This is a genomic window from Microcystis sp. (genome assembly GCF_048564745.1).
GTDB classification, from domain to species: domain Bacteria; phylum Cyanobacteriota; class Cyanobacteriia; order Cyanobacteriales; family Microcystaceae; genus Microcystis; species Microcystis ichthyoblabe_A.
In genome coordinates, this window is record NZ_JBLZRT010000157.1 from 1 (window position 1) to 21,530 (window position 21,530).

24 protein-coding genes, 2 pseudogenes and 1 riboswitch are annotated in these 21,530 nt (G+C 41.9%); of the genes and pseudogenes, 12 read left to right on the top strand and 14 right to left on the bottom strand.

Features of this window, described 5'->3' with window-relative positions; translation table 11 throughout:
• Positions 1-155, top strand: a pseudogene (locus tag ACOCD9_RS17230) (Uma2 family endonuclease); the annotation flags it as partial.
• Positions 156-384: 229 nt separating this feature from the next.
• On the opposite strand, the pseudogene ACOCD9_RS17235 reads toward ACOCD9_RS17230, so the two are convergent.
• The 6 genes and pseudogenes from ACOCD9_RS17235 to ACOCD9_RS17260 form a co-directional block, all read right to left on the bottom strand.
• Positions 385-549, bottom strand: a pseudogene (locus ACOCD9_RS17235) (P-loop NTPase fold protein); the annotation flags it as partial.
• A gap of 64 nt (positions 550-613) precedes the next feature.
• Positions 614-1,318: a precorrin-2 C(20)-methyltransferase gene (gene cobI / locus ACOCD9_RS17240; protein ID WP_419548042.1), complete on the bottom strand. Its 705-nt coding sequence runs from the start codon at positions 1,316-1,318 to the stop codon at positions 614-616.
• Complete coding sequence (locus tag ACOCD9_RS17245) at positions 1,315-1,941, bottom strand: precorrin-8X methylmutase (protein WP_287702929.1); 627 nt, start codon at positions 1,939-1,941, stop codon at positions 1,315-1,317. Before ACOCD9_RS17245 ends, cobI begins: the two co-directional genes overlap by 4 nt.
• Before the next feature lies 1 nt (position 1,942).
• Positions 1,943-3,367 carry a precorrin-3B synthase gene (gene cobG, locus ACOCD9_RS17250; RefSeq protein WP_419548043.1) on the bottom strand — a complete coding sequence of 475 codons (1,425 nt, stop codon included), beginning with the start codon at positions 3,365-3,367 and terminating at the stop codon, positions 1,943-1,945.
• Between the two features lie 56 nt (positions 3,368-3,423).
• Positions 3,424-3,585, bottom strand: a riboswitch (cobalamin riboswitch).
• Positions 3,554-4,156: a DUF3782 domain-containing protein gene (locus ACOCD9_RS17255; protein ID WP_287702933.1), complete on the bottom strand. Its 603-nt coding sequence runs from the start codon at positions 4,154-4,156 to the stop codon at positions 3,554-3,556. (Overlaps the previous riboswitch by 32 nt.)
• 57 nt (positions 4,157-4,213) lie before the next feature.
• Entirely contained in the window at positions 4,214-4,831 is a 618-nt protein-coding gene (locus ACOCD9_RS17260; RefSeq protein ID WP_287702935.1) for a DUF3782 domain-containing protein, read from the bottom strand.
• Between the two features lie 63 nt (positions 4,832-4,894).
• Here ACOCD9_RS17260 and cbiE point away from each other — a divergent pair, with 63 nt between their 5' ends.
• On the top strand, positions 4,895-6,163 hold the full coding sequence (gene cbiE, locus ACOCD9_RS17265; protein ID WP_419548044.1) for a precorrin-6y C5,15-methyltransferase (decarboxylating) subunit CbiE: 1,269 nt from the start codon (positions 4,895-4,897) through the stop codon (positions 6,161-6,163).
• Positions 6,164-6,651: 488 nt separating this feature from the next.
• Here the strand turns inward: cbiE and ACOCD9_RS17270 are convergent, their stop codons facing one another.
• Positions 6,652-7,221, bottom strand: coding sequence for a Uma2 family endonuclease (locus ACOCD9_RS17270; protein ID WP_419548045.1), 570 nt, complete (start codon positions 7,219-7,221; stop codon positions 6,652-6,654).
• 231 nt (positions 7,222-7,452) lie between these two features.
• Here ACOCD9_RS17270 and ACOCD9_RS17275 point away from each other — a divergent pair, with 231 nt between their 5' ends.
• The 4 genes from ACOCD9_RS17275 to ACOCD9_RS17290 all read left to right on the top strand — a co-directional run bounded on the left by ACOCD9_RS17275 (position 7,453) and on the right by ACOCD9_RS17290 (position 11,614).
• Positions 7,453-8,100, top strand: a complete 648-nt coding sequence (locus tag ACOCD9_RS17275; RefSeq protein ID WP_194014101.1) for a hypothetical protein — start codon at positions 7,453-7,455, stop codon at positions 8,098-8,100.
• A gap of 71 nt (positions 8,101-8,171) precedes the next feature.
• A complete protein-coding gene (locus tag ACOCD9_RS17280; protein WP_002755721.1) occupies positions 8,172-8,423 on the top strand; it encodes a BolA family protein in 252 nt (83 codons plus the stop codon).
• Between the two features lie 97 nt (positions 8,424-8,520).
• The gene (locus ACOCD9_RS17285) at positions 8,521-9,816 is read left to right on the top strand and encodes a P-loop NTPase fold protein (RefSeq protein ID WP_419548046.1); all 1,296 of its coding nucleotides are present in this window, start codon (positions 8,521-8,523) and stop codon (positions 9,814-9,816) included.
• A gap of 232 nt (positions 9,817-10,048) precedes the next feature.
• On the top strand, positions 10,049-11,614 hold the full coding sequence (locus ACOCD9_RS17290; protein ID WP_419548047.1) for a tetratricopeptide repeat protein: 1,566 nt from the start codon (positions 10,049-10,051) through the stop codon (positions 11,612-11,614).
• A gap of 150 nt (positions 11,615-11,764) precedes the next feature.
• On the opposite strand, the gene ACOCD9_RS17295 is transcribed toward ACOCD9_RS17290, so the two are convergent.
• The 3 genes from ACOCD9_RS17295 to ACOCD9_RS17305 all read right to left on the bottom strand — a co-directional run bounded on the left by ACOCD9_RS17295 (position 11,765) and on the right by ACOCD9_RS17305 (position 13,896).
• Positions 11,765-12,205: a DUF4164 family protein gene (locus ACOCD9_RS17295; RefSeq protein ID WP_104397644.1), complete on the bottom strand. Its 441-nt coding sequence runs from the start codon at positions 12,203-12,205 to the stop codon at positions 11,765-11,767.
• Between the two features lie 357 nt (positions 12,206-12,562).
• Positions 12,563-13,153 (bottom strand): PAP/fibrillin family protein, encoded by a 591-nt coding sequence (locus ACOCD9_RS17300; protein WP_002747500.1) that lies wholly within the window; start codon positions 13,151-13,153, stop codon positions 12,563-12,565.
• Positions 13,154-13,332: 179 nt separating this feature from the next.
• Positions 13,333-13,896, bottom strand: coding sequence for a phycobilisome protein (locus tag ACOCD9_RS17305; RefSeq protein WP_419548048.1), 564 nt, complete (start codon positions 13,894-13,896; stop codon positions 13,333-13,335).
• A gap of 325 nt (positions 13,897-14,221) precedes the next feature.
• On the opposite strand from ACOCD9_RS17305, the gene rseP reads away from it, so the two are divergent.
• Genes rseP through ACOCD9_RS17320 form a run of 3 tightly spaced genes read left to right on the top strand, consistent with a single transcriptional unit; the run spans position 14,222 to position 16,632 of the window.
• On the top strand, positions 14,222-15,313 hold the full coding sequence (gene rseP, locus ACOCD9_RS17310; RefSeq protein ID WP_002784744.1) for an RIP metalloprotease RseP: 1,092 nt from the start codon (positions 14,222-14,224) through the stop codon (positions 15,311-15,313).
• A complete protein-coding gene (gene nth, locus ACOCD9_RS17315) occupies positions 15,313-15,969 on the top strand; it encodes an endonuclease III (RefSeq protein WP_419548049.1) in 657 nt (218 codons plus the stop codon). The genes rseP and nth overlap by 1 nt, the downstream gene beginning before the upstream one ends.
• Positions 15,970-16,023: 54 nt before the next feature.
• Entirely contained in the window at positions 16,024-16,632 is a 609-nt protein-coding gene (locus ACOCD9_RS17320; protein ID WP_149976247.1) for a rhomboid family intramembrane serine protease, read from the top strand.
• Here ACOCD9_RS17320 and ACOCD9_RS17325 read toward each other — a convergent pair.
• Positions 16,629-16,955: an antibiotic biosynthesis monooxygenase family protein gene (locus ACOCD9_RS17325; protein WP_002759792.1), complete on the bottom strand. Its 327-nt coding sequence runs from the start codon at positions 16,953-16,955 to the stop codon at positions 16,629-16,631. The genes ACOCD9_RS17320 and ACOCD9_RS17325 overlap by 4 nt on opposite strands.
• A gap of 161 nt (positions 16,956-17,116) precedes the next feature.
• On the opposite strand from ACOCD9_RS17325, the gene ACOCD9_RS17330 reads away from it, so the two are divergent.
• The gene (locus tag ACOCD9_RS17330) at positions 17,117-17,659 is read left to right on the top strand and encodes an NADPH-dependent FMN reductase (RefSeq protein ID WP_287702947.1); all 543 of its coding nucleotides are present in this window, start codon (positions 17,117-17,119) and stop codon (positions 17,657-17,659) included.
• Here ACOCD9_RS17330 and folB read toward each other — a convergent pair.
• The 3 genes from folB to ACOCD9_RS17345 form a co-directional block, all read right to left on the bottom strand.
• Positions 17,646-18,002, bottom strand: a complete 357-nt coding sequence (folB, locus tag ACOCD9_RS17335) for a dihydroneopterin aldolase (RefSeq protein ID WP_287658023.1) — start codon at positions 18,000-18,002, stop codon at positions 17,646-17,648. The two genes, ACOCD9_RS17330 and folB, sit on opposite strands and share 14 nt — an antisense overlap.
• A 239-nt stretch (positions 18,003-18,241) precedes the next feature.
• Positions 18,242-19,225 (bottom strand): glycosyltransferase family 2 protein, encoded by a 984-nt coding sequence (locus ACOCD9_RS17340; RefSeq protein ID WP_287702950.1) that lies wholly within the window; start codon positions 19,223-19,225, stop codon positions 18,242-18,244.
• 56 nt (positions 19,226-19,281) lie between these two features.
• Positions 19,282-19,476: a hypothetical protein gene (locus ACOCD9_RS17345; protein WP_008199145.1), complete on the bottom strand. Its 195-nt coding sequence runs from the start codon at positions 19,474-19,476 to the stop codon at positions 19,282-19,284.
• A gap of 157 nt (positions 19,477-19,633) precedes the next feature.
• Here ACOCD9_RS17345 and ACOCD9_RS17350 point away from each other — a divergent pair, with 157 nt between their 5' ends.
• The gene (locus ACOCD9_RS17350) at positions 19,634-20,554 is read left to right on the top strand and encodes a glycosyltransferase family 2 protein (protein ID WP_287702952.1); all 921 of its coding nucleotides are present in this window, start codon (positions 19,634-19,636) and stop codon (positions 20,552-20,554) included.
• A gap of 14 nt (positions 20,555-20,568) precedes the next feature.
• Complete coding sequence (locus tag ACOCD9_RS17355) at positions 20,569-21,528, top strand: GDP-mannose 4,6-dehydratase (RefSeq protein WP_287702954.1); 960 nt, start codon at positions 20,569-20,571, stop codon at positions 21,526-21,528.
• Positions 21,529-21,530: the final 2 nt, after the last annotated feature.

Consider the following 21,530-nt stretch of genomic DNA (forward strand, 5'->3'; position numbering starts at 1 on the left):
TGAATAGTAAACACCAACGAGTGGAAACTTTTCGACGGGGTGAACAGGGTTTATGGATTCTGCAAACCTATCAGCAAGAAAGTTTTAGTTTGCAGAGTATTAATCTGACGGCATCTTTTCGGGATTTATACGAGGATGTCATCCTAGAAACCTGACAGGGGGACAAGAAGGCTGAAATCCATATATCGTAAACTTTTCATGATTTTAGCTCGAAAAAGTTCGCCGCACCATCTCTCACTTATTAATAATGATTCCTGGTAAGCTCGCTCCTATCCCTAATTCTTTCGTTAGCTTTTTGCCTAGAATCGCTCGATCTATTTCTAGCGAGAGAAGCCAGAAGCCTTTGTTGGCAAATTTTTTAGCTCGCTTGTCCCCCTGTCAGAAAATCAACACCACTGACGGATCATCAGCAATCATCAAGTTAATCGCTTGCATCAACTCTGCTGATTTTGGATGTTTACAGCGATCTAAATCGTCAATAAATACATATACTCGATCATTCCCAATATAGGCATCGACAATTTTAGCAAAATCTTCATGAAATTCTTCCTATCATCTAAACCCGATAGGTTTTGTCAGGTAGGGGATAGAAGATTTAACTATGTCTATAGAATTATTGGGGTTTAGTTTTACTAGGAATCAGAATTAATGACCAGTAGGTGACAGCCTCTGGATCGATTTCGGTAATCGGAATAATTTGCTGATTGGGTAAGGTTGCTCGTTCGATGTAGAGGGCGCGTTCTAATAATCCTAATTCCTCGAGAATATCACGAACTTTAGCGAAATGTCTGCCTAATTTAATAATCGCTGCTGCATCGATAAATGCTAGGCGATCCCGCAATATTTCCGCCTCTAAAGTAGCGGGCATAATACTAAATACGTCATTTCGATAAGTAATAGGTACACCCAGCATTGCTGCACTTGCCATCACTGAAGAAATACCCGGCACGACTTCAATGGAAAAGCGATTGCACAAGCGATTAAAGATATACATAAACGTGCCATACAACATCGGATCGCCCACACATAGCACCGCCACATCTCGACCTAAGTTTAAATGTTCGGCGATATTTTCGGCGGCAATATCATAATGAGGTTGAGAACTGCGCTCGGCACTAAAAGGTAAAGGCATGGGAATTTCTATCTGCTCGGGACGGATAAAATCCGACACAATTGCTCGTGCCAAAACTTTGCCACTTTCTAAGGTAGGATAAGCAATTACTGGAACAGTTGTGAGAATCCGGTGTGCTTTTAGCGTCAACAATTCCGGATCACCGGGCCCGATTCCTAATCCATAAAGTTTGCCTAATTTATTCATAATTCGTTCTCTTTTGCTAAAGCATTGACTGCTGCTGCTGCGATTGCGCTTCCTCCCCTACGTCCGTGCAGGGTAATAAATGGCACGCCACGACTATTAGTTGCTAATTCTAATTTCGACTCTGCCGCTCCCACAAATCCCACGGGAAAGCCTAAAATCAAAGCTGGTTTATCTACATTTTGATCGAGCAATTCTAGTAGGCGAAAAAGTGCGGTTGGTGCATTACCAATGGCTACCACTGCTCCAGCTAAATGAGGTCGCCAAAGTTCTAAAGCGGCAGCGGATCGGGTATTATTAATTTGCCGTGCTAACTCGGTTACTTCTGGATAATTGAGGGTACAAATAATCGGATTATCTTTAGGTAAACGCGCTTTGGTAATGCCATTAGCGACCATTTGAGAATCACAGAGAATTGCTGCACCCCCAGCGAGGGCATTTCGTCCGATTTTAACTGCGTCCGGTGATGCTTCTAAATCTTTTGTTATGTCTGTCATCCCGCAGGAATGAATTAGACGAACCGCCACATGAGCTAAATCATCGGGGAGATTTTCCCAGTTAGTTTCGGACCGAATAATAGCAAAAGATTTGCGGTAAATTTCCTCACCATTCTTAATGTATTCCATTCTATTTATCTAAAATTTTCGAGTTTTGGGAGCTTAAAATTTGGGCTATGAGGGGGGAAATCTTGGTAAATTCTCCCTCAAATATGGGTGTTTCTAAGAACTTTTGACTATCACCCACATAGACTTGATAAGCTTCTAGTATTTGGCCATTTTCCTCGATAGTAGTTCCTAAAAGGGTAATTTCGGCTGGACCCGGTTGAGCGCAGGATTTAGCACAACCTGTCAAATGAATATTAACAGGAGAATTGCAGGTTAAGCGTTCCTGCAAATAATCTGCTAGGAGAGAAGCATGAATTTGAGTTGCAGTGGCCGCTGCTGCACAGCCCGGTTTACCGCTACAGGCAACTATCCCCGCATCCCATCCGGGAGAAGCGGATAATCCTAAGGATGCCAGTTTTGGCAACAATTCTGACACTTTTTCATCGGGAATATCGGGTAATATAACAGTCTGCCAAGGGGTTAATCGTAACTGACCACTGCCAAAAGTTTCTGATAGTGTCGCTAATCCCCATAGTTGATTAGCCGTCAATTGTCCTAATCTTAATGATAGACCAATATAAGACAATCCGGGTTGCTTTTGAGGATGAATTCCCAGATGAAAATAGGGTTGAGTAGAATGGGCAGCCTGCTGGTATTCTTGCCCTTGTATTATGCCGGTAGAAGTCCGATGTAATTGGTAGTTAACTTGTTCGAGATATTTTGCTAATCCCCAATCTTTGAGCAGGTGTTTCATCCTCGGTTTTTTACCCTTGATATTGGGGGTTTGTTGAACATAATCGACATAAACCTTTACTAAAGCTTTGACCACAGCTAAACAGTTTTCTGGCTCAATTAACAATTCCGTGTCATAGAATTGTTTATCTCCTCCGAGTGCTAATCGAAAGCAAACAAGAGAAGTTAAATTTGTCGGATTTTTGACGGTAATTGCCGATAGCTGAATCTCATTATAGCGGTGTTGCCAGGCCATAGTTGAACCGGTGCCAATTCCCACTGCACCACCGCCATCGATACCGATACTAAATTTAGGACTTAGTTGGGCAATTGATGGATAATTTTGGATAAAATTATCTAATTCTTGGACTAATGGACGAGTATCGATCAATTCTTGGCAGTCAATTCCGGCAGTGGGACTAGACATGATATTACGCAGATGATCAACACTGGGATTATGGGCAGCTAACCCTAATTTTTGCAGGGTTTGAAATGCTTCTAAAGTGGGGGATTTTTGCAGTCCGCGAATTTGCAAATTTGCCCGATTGGTAACTTGTATTGTCGTCTGCCATTGTTCGAGCCAATTGGCGATCGCTTTTCCCTGTGGAGAATTGAGCCATCCACCGGGGGTGCGGAGACGAATTAAAAACCCATCCTGGGCAGCAGTTCCATAAAATAAACCGGGACAAGCATTTGCTTCAACTAACCAATTCACCGTTGTTTGTTCTCCATGCGACGCAGAGAAGTAGTTAGAAAATTAGTTGTCTATACTACCGATCAAAAGCTTGTAATTGGTATTCTGACTCGCAAGGAAAAAGGGAAGATGTACTCTTTTTACTTTTTACTTGATTACAGCTGCGGCACAGTACCAGAATTGCACTGGACTTTCCCAAAGACAAGTTTAAGGATCATACCACGTTTTCGGTTGAAACTCAGTATCGTTAAGAATCGCTACATTTTCCCCCCTTTGTGCCAAGACAAATAAACCTTGACGATAAGCATATTTATCCGCTCCTTCTTCGATTTCAATGCCTGCTACTGCCCCATATAATTGTTTCTGGTTATATTCTGGGAAAAATTGCCTAAATTCTGTTAGATTCTTGATTAATTCTTTGACATCATCTACACTTAAACTACTTTTGACTTCCACTACTAGCACATGATTCTCATTAGTTACTAACACATCAATTTCTAGGGTTTTACCGTCGAGACGTTTTTTGACTCTTTGACTAACTTGATGTACGGGAATCTGACGATTTAAAAATAAAGTCTCACAAGCTGGGGCTACCATATTTTCGACAAAACGTCCCCATTTACCGCCAAGATTACCAATTTCTTTACTGAGTCTAGTAATTTGGCGATCGGTTTTTAAAGATTGTTCTTTGAGAATCCGCTCGGTTTCTTGAAAGCGTCGCTCGGTTTCTTGAAAGCATCTTTCTGTCTCTTTTTGAGCTTCTGCTAATTCGGCTAATAATTTCCAAACATCATCGGCGGTGGTGGTCATAATTTTTCATCTTAATTAACTTGGCACTAACCCGATTATATCTTGTTTTTAAAGCCCCTACCACGTTTTCGGTTGAAACTCAGTATCGTTAAGAATTGCTACATTTTCACCCCTTTGTGCCAAGACAAATAAACCTTGACGATAAGCATATTTATCCGCTCCTTCTTCGATTTCAATGCCTGCCACTGCCCCATATAATTGTTTCTGGTTATATTCTGGGAAAAATTGCCTAAATTCTGTTAGATTCTTGATTAATTCTTTGACATCATCTACACTTAAACTACTTTTGACTTCCACTACTAGCACATGATTTTCATTAGTTACTAACACATCAATTTCTAGGGTTTTACCGTCGAGACGTTTTCTGACTCTTTGACTAACTTGATGTACGGGAATCTGACGATTTAAAAATAAAGTCTCACAAGCTGGGGCTACCATATTTTCGACAAAACGACCCCATTTACCGCCAAGATTACCAATTTCTTGACTGAGTCTGGTAATTTGGCGATCAGTTTTTAAAGATTGTTCTTTGAGAATACGCTCGGTTTCTAAAGATTGTTCTTTGAGAATACGCTCGGTTTCTAAAGATTGTTCTTTGAGAATACGCTCGGTTTCTTTTTGAGCTTCTGCTAATTCGGCTAATAATTTCCAAACATCATCGGCGGTGGTGGTCATAATTTTTCATCTTAATTAACTTGGCACTAACACGATTATATCTTGTTTGAAGGATAGAGCCTGATGGCAGATAATGAAATAGTAGCGATTTTTTTTAATATGGCGGATCGCAATTGTCAGTCGAAATGGCTATCGATCATAGGAATTGGTGAAGATGGCTTAGAAGGGTTAAGTTCGGTGGGGCGAAGTCTGCTTTCTTTAGCATCAGTTATTGTCGGTGGTGAACGTCATCTGGCAATGTTACCCCCAGAGGATCAACGGCAAAAACTGCTCTGGACTTCTCCCATTCAAGACTCCATTAACGAGATTATCCGCCTTCGTGGTCAATCCGTCTGTATTTTGGCCAGTGGTGATCCCATGTGCTACGGAATTGGTGTCACCCTCACCCGTCAGATTCCCCTTGAGGAAATGACGATTATTCCCTCTCCTTCTGCCTTTAGTCTTGCCTGTAGTCGTTTGGGTTGGTCCCTAAGTGAAGTGGAAACTTTGAGTTTGTGCGGTCGGCCCCCGGCTTGCTTGAATGGGGTGCTTTATCCCGGCGCTAAACTGCTGGTACTGAGCGCTGATGCCCAGACTCCGGCGATCGCTGCTCGGCTGCTCAGGGAGGGAGGTTTTGGCGAGAGTTCCATCACGGTTTTAGAACATCTAGGAGGAACCCAAGAACGCCACATTCAAGGCATCGCGGACGATTGGGAGTTTACAGATCTGGCGGATCTAAATGTCATCGCCATTAGCTGCATCTCCTCCCATCCCCCCACCCTGGCGCCGCGCCTTCCAGGACTGCCGGATTCTGCTTACCATCATGACGGACAGTTGACAAAAAGAGAAGTTCGTGCTATCACGCTGAGCAGATTGGCTCCCTTACCCGGACAATTGCTCTGGGATGTGGGGGCGGGTTGTGGTTCCATTGCCATTGAGTGGCTGCGGAGCGATCGCCGTTGCCAAGGGATTGCGATCGAACATCATCCCACCAGATTACAATACATTGCCGATAATGCCGCCGCCCTGGGAACGCCCCACCTGCAAATCGTCGCTGGAATCGCACCGAGCGCCTTGGAAGATTTACCGCAACCGGACGCTATTTTTATTGGTGGCGGTATCACCACACCCCACCTATTGGAAACCTGTTGGTTAGCCCTGCGCCCTGGGGGTCGTCTTGTTGCCAACACTGTTACAATTGAAAGCGAATTAGTCCTGTTGCAATGGCATAGTAAATTAGGAGGGGAACTGCTGCGAATTGGCATTGAAAAAGCCGAACCGGTCGGCAAGTTTTTAGGTTGGAAAGCCATGGCCCCCGTAACCCAGTGGACTGTTCAGAAACCGAGATTATAAATCCTTGATTTTGTCCTTGATCTGTCTTGCAAAAGTTGTAGATAGAACTTTTTGGGTATTCTTTTTCTTTCTAATTAGTTAGGTGTTAAAAATTGTCAGATCCCCCTTAATAAGGAGGGATCAAAGCCCCCCTTATCAAGGGGGGTTGGGGGGATCGAACCCAAAATCCATTTTTATACCATTTCTCTAAATGAAAACTACACATCGAATTTAAGTCACCCTTTTTAAGGGGGATTTAGGGGGATTAAACTTCTGTAGTCAGACTTTGGAGAATTGGTATTAATTTAATTAAAACCAGCTACTTACCATTTTTTAAAAATCAATTAATAAATTCAATTTCAGTTAGGGGAACCGGAAATGTTGCTTTTTTATCCCGATGGACAAGCTTTTACTAGCTATAATCAGGAAAAACAACGAGCGGAACGATTAGCCAATAAACTGCGGGAATTAGGCATTAATCCTCACGATATCTAAGTTTAACTTTTGATCTAACTTTTATTGCCGAGTATTTCAATTAAAGTTAACTCTATTGCTGGAAAGGATTCAATAAAAATAATTTCACCTCGATAATATTTCTGAATATCCTGATAACTACCCTGCAGCGGATGGCGATAAACTTCTAAACATTCTTCCTTGAGATTAACGATCCAAACTTCTTGAATATTTGCTTCCGCATAAAGAGGGATTTTAGTATAGCGATCATAATCGAGGGTAGAATGGGAAACTTCAATAATTAAATAGATATCTTGAGGACAAGGATAGGCAGCAACATAAAAATCTGATCGAGGTATTAGTAAACTTAGATCAGGTTCTGGTTGAGAGTTATTATTTAATCTAATCGGGTTTTGTACTCCTAAGAGAATAAGATCGCCAAATTTTCGATAAAATAACTGTGTTAATCTAGCTATACAGGCAGCATGACGGGTTCCCATCGGTGACATTTTGATAATTTCTCCTCGAATTAATTCCACTTTTTCATCGGGTTTGATTATTCCCTCGGTTGCCATTTTTTCGTATTCTTCCACCGTAAACTTACGCGTAATCAGTGATAAGGACATTTTAACTAAACTCCTACTTTCTCTTTATTCTATCTGGACAGCCTTCCAACGGGTGAATTATCGGTATTTAAACCATTAATCGGGAGGAATAAACTAACTTTTTGGGGACTTGTACTGATTTTTCGGGAAAAAACAGCACTTGCCATGGCGACAAAACCGCTAAAACTAACGTCTAGAAAGCTGGGGTCGGATCGAAACTGCCCCAAAAAAGCTACTATAGGTCAGTTGTCGATGTTAAAAAAAATAGCCGTTCCCATCTGGAACATTAAGTCGAGAAATTTTATGGTTAAGCGAAAACAGCCTTATAGTTTAATTTATCTGCTCACTCTGGTGATCGGTTTAGTTATTGCGATCGCACCTGACGGACAAGCACAAACCCCCGACTCAAACACTCCTGCCAGCGATCCTAACGAATTGAAACCCTTAAATCAAGCCGATAGTGTCCTGAGTCTTCAGGGGGGACAACGTTTAGTGGAAGAAGCGAACGCCGCTATTAATGCCGCTAAATACGATGTCGCTGTGGACAAACTCAATCAAGCGCGTCGGATTTTTAACCAACTATCTAACTATCATCTGCAATTAGCTAATAGTTTCTCAGGAATTGACCCAAAAGTATTCGATTCTCAGCGTCAAAGTGCTTTAAACACCGGACAACTGCGGGATGAAGCCACCTATCAGCTTGCTTTGGTCCATAGGGCGCAAAATCAGCCAGAATTGGCGGTTCCTTTGTTAATTCAGGTGATTCAATCCCAAAACCCCACCAGTGAATTAGGACAAAAAAGCTATCAACAACTCTACGAGATGGGATTTGTCAGCACACCCATCTCCGCACCGACTCCCACATCGGCAACTCCTAACAACTCCCCCCCACGGCAGTAAATTTTGTCCCCATTGACGAGCTTTCGGTAACAATGGGATCAGAGTATCTTTAATTGTTTTGAGGAGTTAAGATGGTTGACTTTCGCCAAGTAGAAGCGATGATTCAAGAACAAATCCCCGATGCACAGGTGATGGTTCGGGATTTGACGGGAGGTGGCGATCATTTGGAAGCGGTGGTTATTTCTGGCGAATTTGCTGGCAAAACCCGCGTTAAACAGCATCAAATGGTTTATGGCGCTTTACAATCGGCACTGGCTACCGAAGCCATCCATGCTTTGGCATTAAAAACCTACACTCCCGACAGTTGGGCAGCAGAAAAATAACAGTTATCAGTTATCAGTTATCAGTTATCAGTTAATTTTTTTCTGGTTTTCTTTGTGGCTAATTATCTTCACAACACACAGTCTAATTTAATTACTTATGGTTAGTCCTTTACTGAAACCCTTTCGAGAAGCCTATCGCAATTTGGAACTTTTACCCCTGCGATCGGATAAAGAATTACAGCGTTTTGCTGTCAAATACGGCACAGAAATTATCGAAGAATTAGAACAATTGGTCGAAGATAGTCCTTCGGAAGACGGAAAAATTATTCTAGCAGGACATCGGGGTTGTGGTAAGTCAACCCTACTCTACGAATTTAAAAGAAAGTTAGATGATCGCTATTTTGTTGTTTTCTTCTCGATCTCAGACACGATCGAAATGTCAGACGTAAATCATGTTACTATTTTATTCTCGATCGCCGTTCAGATGATGTCAGAAGCGGAAGCCCAAAATTTAACTATTAAAGATTCTATGAAAAAAAGCTTTTCTCAATGGTTTACTGAACAAATTCGCACCGAAACCAATCAAGCAAATGCCACTCTCGAAACAGGTTTTAACTTTTCTACTTTACTAGCTCACATTAAAGGAATTCTCAAGATTAATTCGACTATTCGCGAGGAAATCAAACAAAAATATGAGCGGAGAATTACCGATCTAGTTGCCCAAATTAACATTATAGCTAGTGAGATCGAGTCCCAAAGTCAGAAAAAAATCTTAGTAATTGTTGATGACATTGATAAAATTGACTTAGCACAGGTAAGGGATATTTTTCAATCCCATATTAAAGCGATTAAATTGCCCGGTTTTCGGATTATTATGACTATTCCGATCGCCGCTTTAAGAGAAGTAGCTTTAAAGGCAACTCTCGAAACAGAAATCAATAATCAGATCGTGAAAATGCCTGTATATAAACTCTTTAAACAGGGAGAAATTAATGCACCTAATGCTATACCCGATCCGCAAATTATTGCTACTTTAACCGAGATTATCACTAAGCGCATCGATTCCGCTTTAATCGATCCTGACACCCTCGAAAAAATTTGTCTTTATAGTGGGGGAGTGTTACGAGAATTAATTCGCATTACTAATGATTGCTGTCGGGTTTGTTTGCGATCGGTTCGTCGTTATCCTGATGATAATAACCTAAAAATTGATCAAGCTGTTCTAGAACAATCAATCACAGAACTTAGTCTCGATTTTGCTGAAAGTATCGGTACAGCAGATGAGGAAATTATTAAAACTGTTTATGAAAAGTCAAAACCGAAGGATCTCAAAGATCAAAATTTTCTAGATCTGTTGCATGGTTTATATATCTTGGAATACCGCAATGGCGATTTGTGGTATAACGTGCATCCGATTGTGGTTGAGTTAATGAAAAAAAGAGGAACAATTTGAATGGGATAAGTAAGTAGTTATAATTAAATTGAAGATGGATCCCCCCTGCCCCCCTTGATAAGGGGGGTGCCGATAGGCGGGGGGATCCCCCTTGATAAGGGGGGTGCGGATCCCCCCTTGATCCCCCCTTGATAAGGGGGGTGCAGATCACTCCTTGATCCGTAGGGTTGATTCATGAATCAACCCTACCTAATGGGGGTATCTGACAGTTTTTAACAGCTATCCACTTATTATGAATAATGAAACATCTTCAATTATTGACCAAAATGAAAGAGAATACGAAGGTTTAATCGTGTCTCTAGAGGCAAATCAAGAGAGATTAAATATATTGATTTGTGTGTGTGATCAGGAAAAATTGCGAGAAAAAATCATCGATCGCTATAGCAAAGAATTAGAACCAGTAATCCCTTGTTATCGGATTGATTTAGATCAAAAAGAACCGAGTTTAAGAGCAGCCATTGCTAGTTTAGTCTCCAGAAAACCAGAGTTACTACAAAGCAAAAACGCCGTGATCACAACCACAGGAGTGGAAAAATTACACTCGATCGAATGGCAACAGGAAAAATCGGAACTAGATAAATTTTTTGGTTATCTGCAATGGACAAGGGAAGGACTGCGAGAATTTCCCTATTCCATTGTTCTTTGGGTAACAAGCACAGTGGAGGTAAATTTACGCAAAAAGTCCCCCGATTTTTGGAGTTGGAGAAAAGGAGTTTTTCGCTTTATTTCTCCTCCAAGTAACTTTTTACCTTGTCAGGAAATTTTACCAATTTTACAATCTTTTGACGAAATTACTATAGATAAAGATATTCCTTTAATCTCTAGGGAAGACTTGTTAGAACTAATCGAGCAAATCGAGGTAAATAAAGGCAAAAAAGAGCCAAGACTAGCGAGTTTATATGCCAGTTTAGCTAAGATTTATACCCTTCGTTTATTAAATCTGCCATTGTCAGATTATCGTCAGGAACAACAGCTTGCGATCGAGTATTATCAAAAAGCGATCAATTTACAAAAAGAGTTAAATCTAGAACTTGATTTAGTTGCGAGTCTCGACTCATTGGCAGATATTTATTATTCCAGAGGAGAATACCAAAAAGCGATCAAAAGTTGTCAACAGTCCTTAGCAATCAAAGGAGAAATGGGTGATCGGGTGGGTGAAGCGAAATCCTACATAGGTTTAGGCAATCTTTACAGTTCCCTAAGAGAATACCAAAAAGCGATCGAGTTTTATCAACAGTCCTTAGCAATAAGTCGAGAAATCGAAGATCCGTCGAGAGAAGCGAATTCCTACAATAATTTAGGCACTGTTTACGATTCCCTAGGAGAATACCAAAAAGCGATCGAGTTTTATCAACAGTCCTTAGCAATCAAACGGGAAATCGGTGATCGGGGGGGTGAAGCGAATTCCTACAATAATTTAGGCGCTGTTTACTATTCCCTAGGAGAATACCAAAAAGCGATCAAGTTTCATCAACAGTCCTTAGCAATCACACGGGAAATCGATGATCGGGGGGGTGAAGCGAAATCCTACGGTAATTTAGGCAATGTTTACTATTCCCTAGGAGAATACCAAAAAGCGATCGAGTTTTATCAACAGTCCTTAGCAATCTTTCGGGAAATCGGTGATCGGGGGGGTGAAGCGAAATCTTGGTTTAATCTGGGGTTTACCTACTATAAACTCAAACGTATATCGGAAGCGAAAGAAGCATTTCTTCAGTCGCGGGAATTATTTCAAGCATTGGAGTTAGCAGCAAAGGTTCAAGATTGCGATAATAAAATTCGGAGATTAGAAACCTGAAAATATCCCTTAATCGTTGCTTTCTTTCTGGGGGTGGTTAAGTTTCCTTTAGTTGTAAATTGGTTAGACATCCCTTATTTTTAACCTGAGTTTGACATCTGCTAATTTCCCCTCATAACTACCCTAAAGTGAGAAATTATAGTAATATTTCTAAGGATTACCAGAAAAGAAAGAGCGCCATGCTGCTGTTCCGATCGCTCCTCCTAAAAGAATAATTAACGTCCAAACTTGATTTTTTTGGGTTCCTTCCACCTTTTCTAGTCTTCTATCCATCCCATCGACTTTCTCAGTTAGTTTTGCTTGTCCTACCTCTAGCTTAGTTAGCCGTTCGTCGATCTTATCAAATTTCTGGTTAAAATCCTTCTGTAGGCTGTCAAATTTCTGGTTAACATCTTGTTGCAAGGTGTCGATTTTTTGGTTAACTTCCTTCTGTAGGCTGTCAAATTTCTGGTTAACATCCTGTTGCAAGGTGTCGATTTTTTGGGTGACATCTCGTTGCAAGGTATCGATTTTTTGGTTAACTTCCTTGATGCTGTCTTTGATTTCCTTGAGGACAGATTCAAGACTATAAGTAACGGTTTCGTTAGACATTTTGATAAAATTCCTGGGAGTAATGATAGTACAATAATTTGATTTTAATCCTAAATCTGGTTATTAGAAACTGATTACCTATTGCCTAGTATTTAGTCTTATGGTAATAAGTAGCTGGTTATAATTAAATTAAAAATGGATTTTAGGTTCGATCCCCCCTTAATCCCCCCTTGATAAGGGGGGTGCCAATCCCCCCTTAATCCCCCCCTGATAAGGGGGGTGCCGATCCCCCCTTAATCCCCCCTTGATAAGGGGGGTGCCGATCCCCCCTGCCCCCCTTGATAAGGGGGGTGCGGATCCCCCCTGCCCCCCTTGATAAGGGGGGATCTGACAACTTTTAACGCCTACCTACTTAAGTTAGGTTTTTTCCTTAGCGAGAATAAAGACGCTGCCCTCGCTGCCGCGGCCGATGCGGAGATCTTCATCGAGATAGGTGATATCGAGCCAACCTTTTTGTTCACGATTATTGAAGGAAAAATCGAGGGGAGGAAATTTTTTGCCACTTTCGATCGCGTCGATAAATTCTTGGGGAGAATGATAATTGAGAAAACGTTGCAGACCGAGGATCGAGCGCTCAAATTTGACCATGACCCGACGCTCGGAGGTGGGTTCAAAGGTAGCGGCGACGATCACTGCTCCTTCTAACCAAGGTACGCCCGTAATTTCAGCAATATTGTAGAGTTTGGCCTTGTTCAGGTCAAGATATTGATAAATTTGCCCCAATTGAAAAAAAGGTAGGCGATCTAGCCCCAGAATGTCGCGGCTGCTGGTGAATAGTAAACGCCAATTGCCCCCTAATAGTTGTTTAACTTCGAGGGGATGAGGATGGGGATTGTGATCCTCCAATTGTTCGATCGCCGCTAAAATCCGCACGCGGTCGCTTTCCGTGGCCAGGAGTCCGCGATTTCTACCAGCGATCAATTCTAGTAATTTCGCTTTGGCATCCATAGAATCTCCCTCATTTTATAAAGTACCTCGACCCGCCAGGCACTCGATCGAGGTTTTTGGTGGCCCGAAGAGGCCCACCCGCGCCTATGATTTCATGGGTTCAACGGAGTTTTAACCTCGGTGAGCGGCATTTTTAACTGTTGGCCTCACTATTTTAACACGGATTAAATGCCTCGCTTTTAAAACTTTTTCATAACCGCAATTAAGTGATCAAAATAGGGAGTAATTGCGGTTTTTTCTGAGTCGCTAAAATAATCTAAACTGTATTGTTTTAAGGCTTCTAACCCCAAAATCATCGCCCCTAATGGTACTTGTAATTCTTGGTAAAGAAGACGCATATTTTCCAATCCCTCGGCGCTGGTGTAGGGAATCTGCTGTCCGGCGACACCGTAGGTAATACAACGTAAAAAGTTCCAGAAATCACGCCAACAAGCTTCGGCGCGGTGGGGTGGATGAAGATCGCCTCCGGGTTGAAAAATGGTAGGAAATTGGCTTAATAAAGCCTGACGAGCGTTATCGACGATACTATTAGCATTATCCCGCAGTTTTCGAGCTTGCTGACTAGAAACCAGTAAATCAGGCTCTAAATTGACGATAGTATCTAAATCCCTATCGTCGAGATAGCGAGTTTGATTATCCGCTTGTTGCCAAACAGCGATCGCCGCTTGCTGATAGGGCCAATTGGCGAAACTGATAATTTTCGCTTTTGGGATTAATTGCTGGGCGCGTTCACTCAAAGGCATCGATCGCTCTCCGTCGGGTCAAATTAGGCGGTTAAGATCACTTTTAGCATAAGTAGCTGGTTATAATTAAATTAAAAATGGATTTTAGGTTCGATCCCCCCTGCCCCCCTTGATAAGGGGGGTGCCGATCCCCCCTGAGTCCCCCCTTAATAAGGGGGGTGCCGATCCCCCCTGAGTCCCCCCTTAATAAGGGGGGCATCTGATAATTTTTAACGCCTACCTAATTAAATGATCGAAAAATTAGCGATAACTAAAGATTTTTTGCAATCTGCTTGGGAGGATCGCTTACAATAAACAAAAGCTAAGTCATTATATTTTGATCATCATGTCAGTTTTAATAGCGATCGGTGTACTTGCCCTATTAATTGTTGTTCACGAATTAGGTCATTTTGCCGCTGCTCGTTGGCAATCTATCCATGTTAATCGCTTTTCCATCGGTTTTGGTCCAGCTTTAGCTAAATATCAAGGTAAAGAAACAGAATACGCCCTCCGCGCCATTCCTTTAGGGGGTTACGTTGGTTTTCCCGATGACGATCCCGATAGTCAAATTCCCAATAACGATCCTGATTTATTACGCAATCGTCCTGTTTTCGATCGAGCTATCGTCATTAGTGCGGGAGTAATTGCTAATTTAATTTTTGCCTATTTTTTGCTTGTTACCCAAGTCGCTACGGTGGGTTTTCCCCAAATTAACTATCAAGAAGGGGTAATTATTCCAGAGGTTTTCACCTCGGAAAATTCCGTCGCTAAACAAGCGGGAATACAAGCAGGGGATATCGTACTTGCTATCAATGATCAGCCCCTTGGTGCTTCTCAGAATGCCATTATTGACTTCCGTGACATTATTCAATCTTCCCCCGATCAACCCCTAAAATTAACCATCAAACGCCCCACAGAAACTCTCGATTTAATCGTTACTCCGGAATTGGGAAGTGATGGTCAGGGTAAAATTGGGGTGAGATTGGCTCCCAACGGTGAAGAAACTCGCCTGAAAGCCGATAGTTTTGGTCAAGCTTTTAGCTTGGGTGCGGGTGAATTTCAACGATTAACCCTATTAACCGTGCAAGGTTTTGGGCAGTTAGTTAGTAACTTTAAAGACAGTGTTCAACAGGTAGCAGGACCGGTTAAAATTGTCGAATATGGAGCAGCAATCGCTCGTAATGATGCGGGTAATCTTTTTCAATTTGCCGCCCTAATTAGTATTAACTTAGCGGTGATTAATATTCTGCCTTTACCTGCTCTTGATGGTGGTCAGTTGGTATTTTTATTAATCGAGGCTTTAGTAGGTAAACCTCTCCCAACTAAACTGCAAGATAACATCATGCAAACAGGTCTAGTTTTACTCTTAGGATTAGGAGTTTTCTTAATCGTGCGCGACACGGCTAACCTAGCAGTTTTTCAGGATTTATTCCAGTGATGGCCCCTCGAAAAAAAACTAAGCTTCAACTGCGCGCCCTAGAGATTTTAAGCAACTTAAAGCGATTATATCCAGAGGCAACCTGTAGCTTAAATTATCAAACTCCTGTGCAGTTATTGGTGGCAGTTATTCTCTCGGCACAATGCACTGATGAGCGGGTAAATAAGGTGACTCCTGCTTTATTCGCTCGTTTTCCCGATGCTAAATCCTTAGCTTTTGCCGAGCGAGAGGAGTTAGAAACCCTGATTCGTTCCACGGGATTCTATCGCAATAAAGCCAAAAATATTCAGGGTGCTTGTCAAAAAATTCTTAAGGATTTTCAGGGGGAAGTACCCAAGACAATGGCGGAATTATTAACTTTACCTGGGGTAGCTAGAAAAACGGCTAATGTGGTACTTGCTCACGCTTACGGGATTGTTGAGGGGGTGACAGTAGATACCCACGTTAAGCGCTTAAGTAATCGTTTGGGTTTAACTACTAATAACGATCCGGTGAAAATTGAACGGGATTTAATGGCTTTACTACCTCAACCAGATTGGGAAACTTTTTCTATTAGTATTATTTACCACGGCCGGGCAGTTTGTAAAGCGAGAAATCCCGCTTGTTTTTCCTGTCAATTAGCCTCTCTTTGTCCCGCAGTAAACAGTAAACAGTAAACTGAAAACTCACACCTGATAACTGATAACTGATAACTGATCTGGGGGGCTATAATGGGAAAAAATAGCTCATCCATCAATCTTATGAGTCAAGGATCACGGCAAGAAATAAAAACCCAAGCAATAATCCTCGCTACTTTTGTGGCGATTTTTTGGCTGTTAGAGATTTTAGATCAATTTGTTTTTCGGGGTAGTTTAGACTATTTCGGGATTATTCCCCATCAAGTCATCGGATTGCGGGGTATTCTTTTCGCACCTTTCCTACACGGTGACTTTCCCCATCTTATCGCTAATACGGTTCCTTTCCTGATTCTCGGTTGGTTGGTGATGTTACAGGAAACCAGTGACTTTTTTATTGTGACTGGGTTGACTATGCTGGTGGGGGGGTTAGGAGTCTGGTTATTTGCTGCTCCCGGATCTATCCATATCGGGGCAAGTATCTTGATTTTTGGCTATTTAGGTTTTTTATTACTGCGGGGCTATTTCCAAAGAAATATTCCTTCTATACTCTTGTCAATTCTAGTCTTTTTACTCTACGGTGGCACAATTTGGGGCGTTTTGCCTTCCCGTCCGGGGATTTCTTGGCAAGGACATTTATTTGGTTTCCTAGGCGGGGTTTTAGCCGCCAAATTAATCGCCACCGAAAAGAAACATTATCCCTAAATGGGGGAACCTTCTATCTCGCTACATACTTCATAAAAATCGGTGACAGGCGGTTTCGCAAACAGAGGAGCCATGGATTTCAGCAATAATTCGTGGGCTTCGCTTTTATTTGCCTCCATATCATCGATTTTATCCCAGATGATCACGGCAATTCCTTCGTCGGTTCCGGGTTTTTGCAGCAGAAAAGCTCCCTGGAATCCCGTGGAATAGGTGGAAACGGCCTTTTCGTAGAGTTTTTGGGCTTCGGAAAAACACCCCGGTTTAAATTCACCAATAGCCACATAGGCATATTTATGTTTGAGAAAATCGAGAAATTCTGGCATGGCAATGAGGGGAAATGGAATAAATCTTTCTTTCTACTCCTATTAAAACTTAGATCGATCGCTCTCTCCGCCCCATCGACATATTTTTTTAACTAAGCTTGCCCCAATTACCTCTTTTTTTGTTAGCTTATATGTAGTCGTTATGAGTTCGTATAAATTCTATGATCAAAATCGTTGGTATTAATGGCAGTTTACGCCCAGGATCCTATAGTGCGATGGCGTTAGAAGTTGCTATCAGTCGAATAGGGGCGTTAGGAATAGAAACGGAGATAATTGACCTGAGAAAACTCTCTTTACCCTTCTGTAACGGGGGAGATGACTATTCTGACTATCCCGATGTGGCCAAAATGCAGCAAACGGTTAAATCGGCAGCGGGATTAATTTTGGCGACACCAGAATATCATGGTAGTGTCAGTGGTGTGATGAAGAATGCCCTAGATTTAATGAGTTTTGAGGAGTTATCGGGAAAGGTTGCTGGATTAATCAGTGTTTTAGGCGGCCAATCCAATAGTAACGCCCTCAATGATTTAAGAATCATTCTCCGTTGGGTTCACGCTTGGGTAATTCCGGAACAAATTAGCTTAGGACAAGCGTGGAAAGTCTTCAACGAAGAAGGAAAAATCTTTGATGAGAAGCTTTCCCAACGTTTTGACGCTTTTGCGCGAAGTTTAGTCGATAATACGCGTAAACTCAACGAGATCTAGTGATATCGATGGTGATTTTACCGGTAAAGTTGGGAATTGGGGCGGCGGGTTTCGATAATTGTACTCTTACCTGTCGCACGCCCTCGAGTTGTAGGATATCCTCAGCGATAACCGTGGCCAATTTTTCCACGAGGGCAAATTTGCTGGTTTCAATCTGGTGTTTGACAATTTTGATCGCCTGTCGATAATCTAGAGTATCTTCAATTGCGTCACTTTTGCCAGCAATGCTGATATCAACTTCCAGGGATAAATCCACCTCAAACCATTGACCTAAAACCTGTTCTTCGGCCAGATATCCTGTGTAACCGTAGGCACGAATTCCTGTAACGTGAATAGTATCCATAGATAGTTAAATTAAAAAACTGGCGGCTTTTCCCACAAAGATGAAGTGTAACCTAATTTGGTATCGACGACCCACTCCCCAAAAGGAAAACTTCCTATCTTGTCACCATTAAGATAACTGCTAAGTAAGTGGTTCTAATTAAATAGAAGATAGATTTTGCCTTCGATACCCCCTTAATCCCCCCTTGATAAGGGGGGTGTCTGACAATTTTTAACACCTACCTACTTATAAGTTATAGTTTATACGGCTCTCACCTGTTCGACGTAATCTTTGGGGCGTAGTTGACGGAAACCTTGAAAAGCTAATTGTCTCAAGTTTAGAGGTAAATAGGAAAGCAGTAAACCCAGTCTGGCCCTTGGGGATTTGCCTGACAATTGCGAGGCTTTTTCTATTAAAACTCGCCCGGCTTCGGTTTCTCCCTTTTCAATTAATTTTATCCCCAAACATTCCTGTAAAAAAGCTGTCCTTTTCACTCTTTCTTCTTCTAATTTTACATCATTAAAGTGATAACCTTCTGTACAAAACAAGTTTGCTTGCAAAAAGTGAACCGCTTGTTTTAAGCTAGTTTGCCCCCCATGGAAACGATATTCCATTAATAATTCTGGCAGAAAATAAGCTTGTTTTCCCGCTAAAGCTAAACGCACTAATAAATCAAAATCTTCACAACCATCCGCCTGAGGGCGCATATAATCCACATCGGCTAAAGATTGATAACGAAAAAGAGTCGAACCCACCTGTAAACTTTTACAGGAAAAAGTTTGTCTTTCTAAATCAGGAATAATCCCTTGTTGTAATCTATCTTTGCCCCATTTCGCTGAATTTTTTTTTGTTGCTGATGCAACTCTTTGTCCAAATCTATCAATAATCCAGTGATCTGTACAGACAAAATCAACGTTTTTTTCTTGATCTAAAATAGGGACAGTTTTCGCTAAAAATTCAGGAGTTAGTCCATCGTCATCATCGAATTTAATAAAATATTCTCCCCGAGCAGCGGTAAAACCCGATCGCATATTTAAACTTCTGCCCATATTTTGAGGATGACGCAGATAAATTATTCTCGAATCCTCAAATGCTGCCACCACTTCTGGGGTACGATCAGAAGAACCATCATCACAGACAATTAACTCAAAATCTTCATAGGTCTGCCGCAACACAGTATTAATCGAATAGCTGAGATAATCGGCGCGGTTATAGGTGGGAATACAAACACTTACTTTTGGCATAATATTTCAGTTATCAGTTATCAGTTATCAGTTATCAGTTATCAGTTATCAGCTTGTTACTTGAGAAAGGCAATTAGGCTCTTCGTTACTTGGTATGGTTCGAGCGGGTGGCATAAATAGACTACATCCTTATTTGGCCAGAGACTTAATTGATTAATTCGTTCTAGATGGAAAACAATTGACAAAAATAGCCAAATGTCTTTCTCTATAATGGTTTCATCTCTTATAACCCCGTCTATTGCATAACACAAACCGAAGAACCGGCAATTAATTGGTCATTTTTCTAGTTATCATCACTATTGTCTAGCTGACGGCTGACGGCTGACGGCTGACGGCTTTAAAAGTATTTTTACATTTTTCCAAAGGAATGTTAAGTTTTAGGGTATTGAATGAGTAACCTTGATAGCCATGGCTCCTAAAATAGCAGGGATTATCTGTACCCACAACCGCGATCACTACCTAGCAGGAGCGATCGATAGTCTTTTGGCGCAAACTTGCGCAGATTGTGAGATTTTAGTGGTTGATAACGCATCTACCGATAAAACCCGTCAAGTGGCCCAGTCGCGTCTGGGAGATGGGCGGCTAAAATACGTTTACGAACCTATTTTAGGGCTATCTACCGCCAGAAATCGCGGGGCGAAGGAAACTAAAGCGCCGATTTTAGCCTATTTGGATGACGATGCGATTGCAAGTACTCAATGGTTGCAAATTCTGTTAAATGCCTACGAAAATAACCAAAAACTGGCAGTAGCAGGGGGAAAAGTCACCTTAATTTGGCCGCAAGGCTACAGTCAACCCAATTGGTTATCCGATGAGTTAGCAGGGGGTTTAGGGGCTTTCGATTTGGGCGACAATGTGGTATACATTAGCCAGGCGAATTTAACTCCGCGAGGGGTTAATTACTCGATTCGGCGAGATTTCTTGGAGAAAATTGGCGGTTTTGACCCTAATTTGGGAAGAATTGGCAAAAAACTTCTCTCTAATGAGGAATTATACACTACAGAACTGGCACTCGCCCAGGGATGGCAAGTGGGCTATTTTCCCGAAGCATTGGTGGAACACAATGTTGCCCCGGAAAGAATCAATCGTCAATGGTTTATGCGTCGCAGTTGGTGGCAAGGCATCAGCGAACACTACCGGGAAGAAGTGGCAGGAAGGACGGGATTGGCTCAATTTAGGCGAGGAGGTGAGCGTTTGGTGAGAGGATTGGTTAAATCTGTCAAATTTATCAATGATCCCGCTAAAAGGTTTGAGAATCTTCTCTATGCCTACGGACAAATCGGTTATTTAAGCGAGGCCGCCAAGGCGATGTTAACCCCTCAAAAGTAAATTATTGTAAATAAATGGGTAAAAAAGCGTTAATTTGTGGTATATCGGGCCAGGATGGAGCCTACCTAGCCGAATTACTGTTAAAAGCTGGCTATACAGTTTGTGGCACCTCCCGGGATGCCCAAATGTCCTCTTTTAGTAACCTGAAACGTTTGGGAATCAAGGAACAGGTAAAACTAGAATCGATGGCACTGAACGACTTTCGCAGTGTCCTACAAGTCTTAATTAAAATTCAGCCCGATGAGGTCTATAATTTGGCTGGACAAAGTTCTGTGGGTTTATCCTTCGAGCAGCCGGTGGAAACCTTAGAAAGTATTGCCACGGGAACCTTAAATCTCTTAGAAGCAATTCGATTTACCGGAGCAGAAATTAAATTATATAATGCAGGATCGAGTGAATGTTTCGGGGATATCGGCGATAATTCTGCCGACGAAAATACCCCTTTTCGTCCTCGCAGTCCCTACGCTGTGGCCAAATCGGCGGCTTTTTGGGAAGTGGCTAATTATCGAGAAGCCTACGGAATTTTTGCCTGTTCAGGCATACTTTTCAATCATGAATCTCCCCTGCGTCCCGATCGCTTTGTTACCCAAAAAATTATCGCTGCCGTGGCTAAAATTGCCCGGGGAAGTACCGAGACTTTACACTTAGGAAATATGGATATTCAAAGGGATTGGGGTTGGGCGCCAGAGTACGTTGAAGCGATGTATTTAATGCTGCAACAGGAGCAACCCGATGATTACGTCATTGCCACGGGAGAAAGTTCAAAACTGGAGGATTTTGTCGCCACAGCTTTTGCTACTGTTGGCTTAAATTGGCCAGATCATGTAATTTCCGATCAAAGTTTATTAAGACCAACAGATTTAGCCATTAGTCGCGGCAATCCCAACAAAGCTAAGGAAAAATTAGGTTGGCAAGCACGATACAAAATGACCGATATTGTCCGCATGATGGTAGAAAATCGTTTAGAGGAATAGCT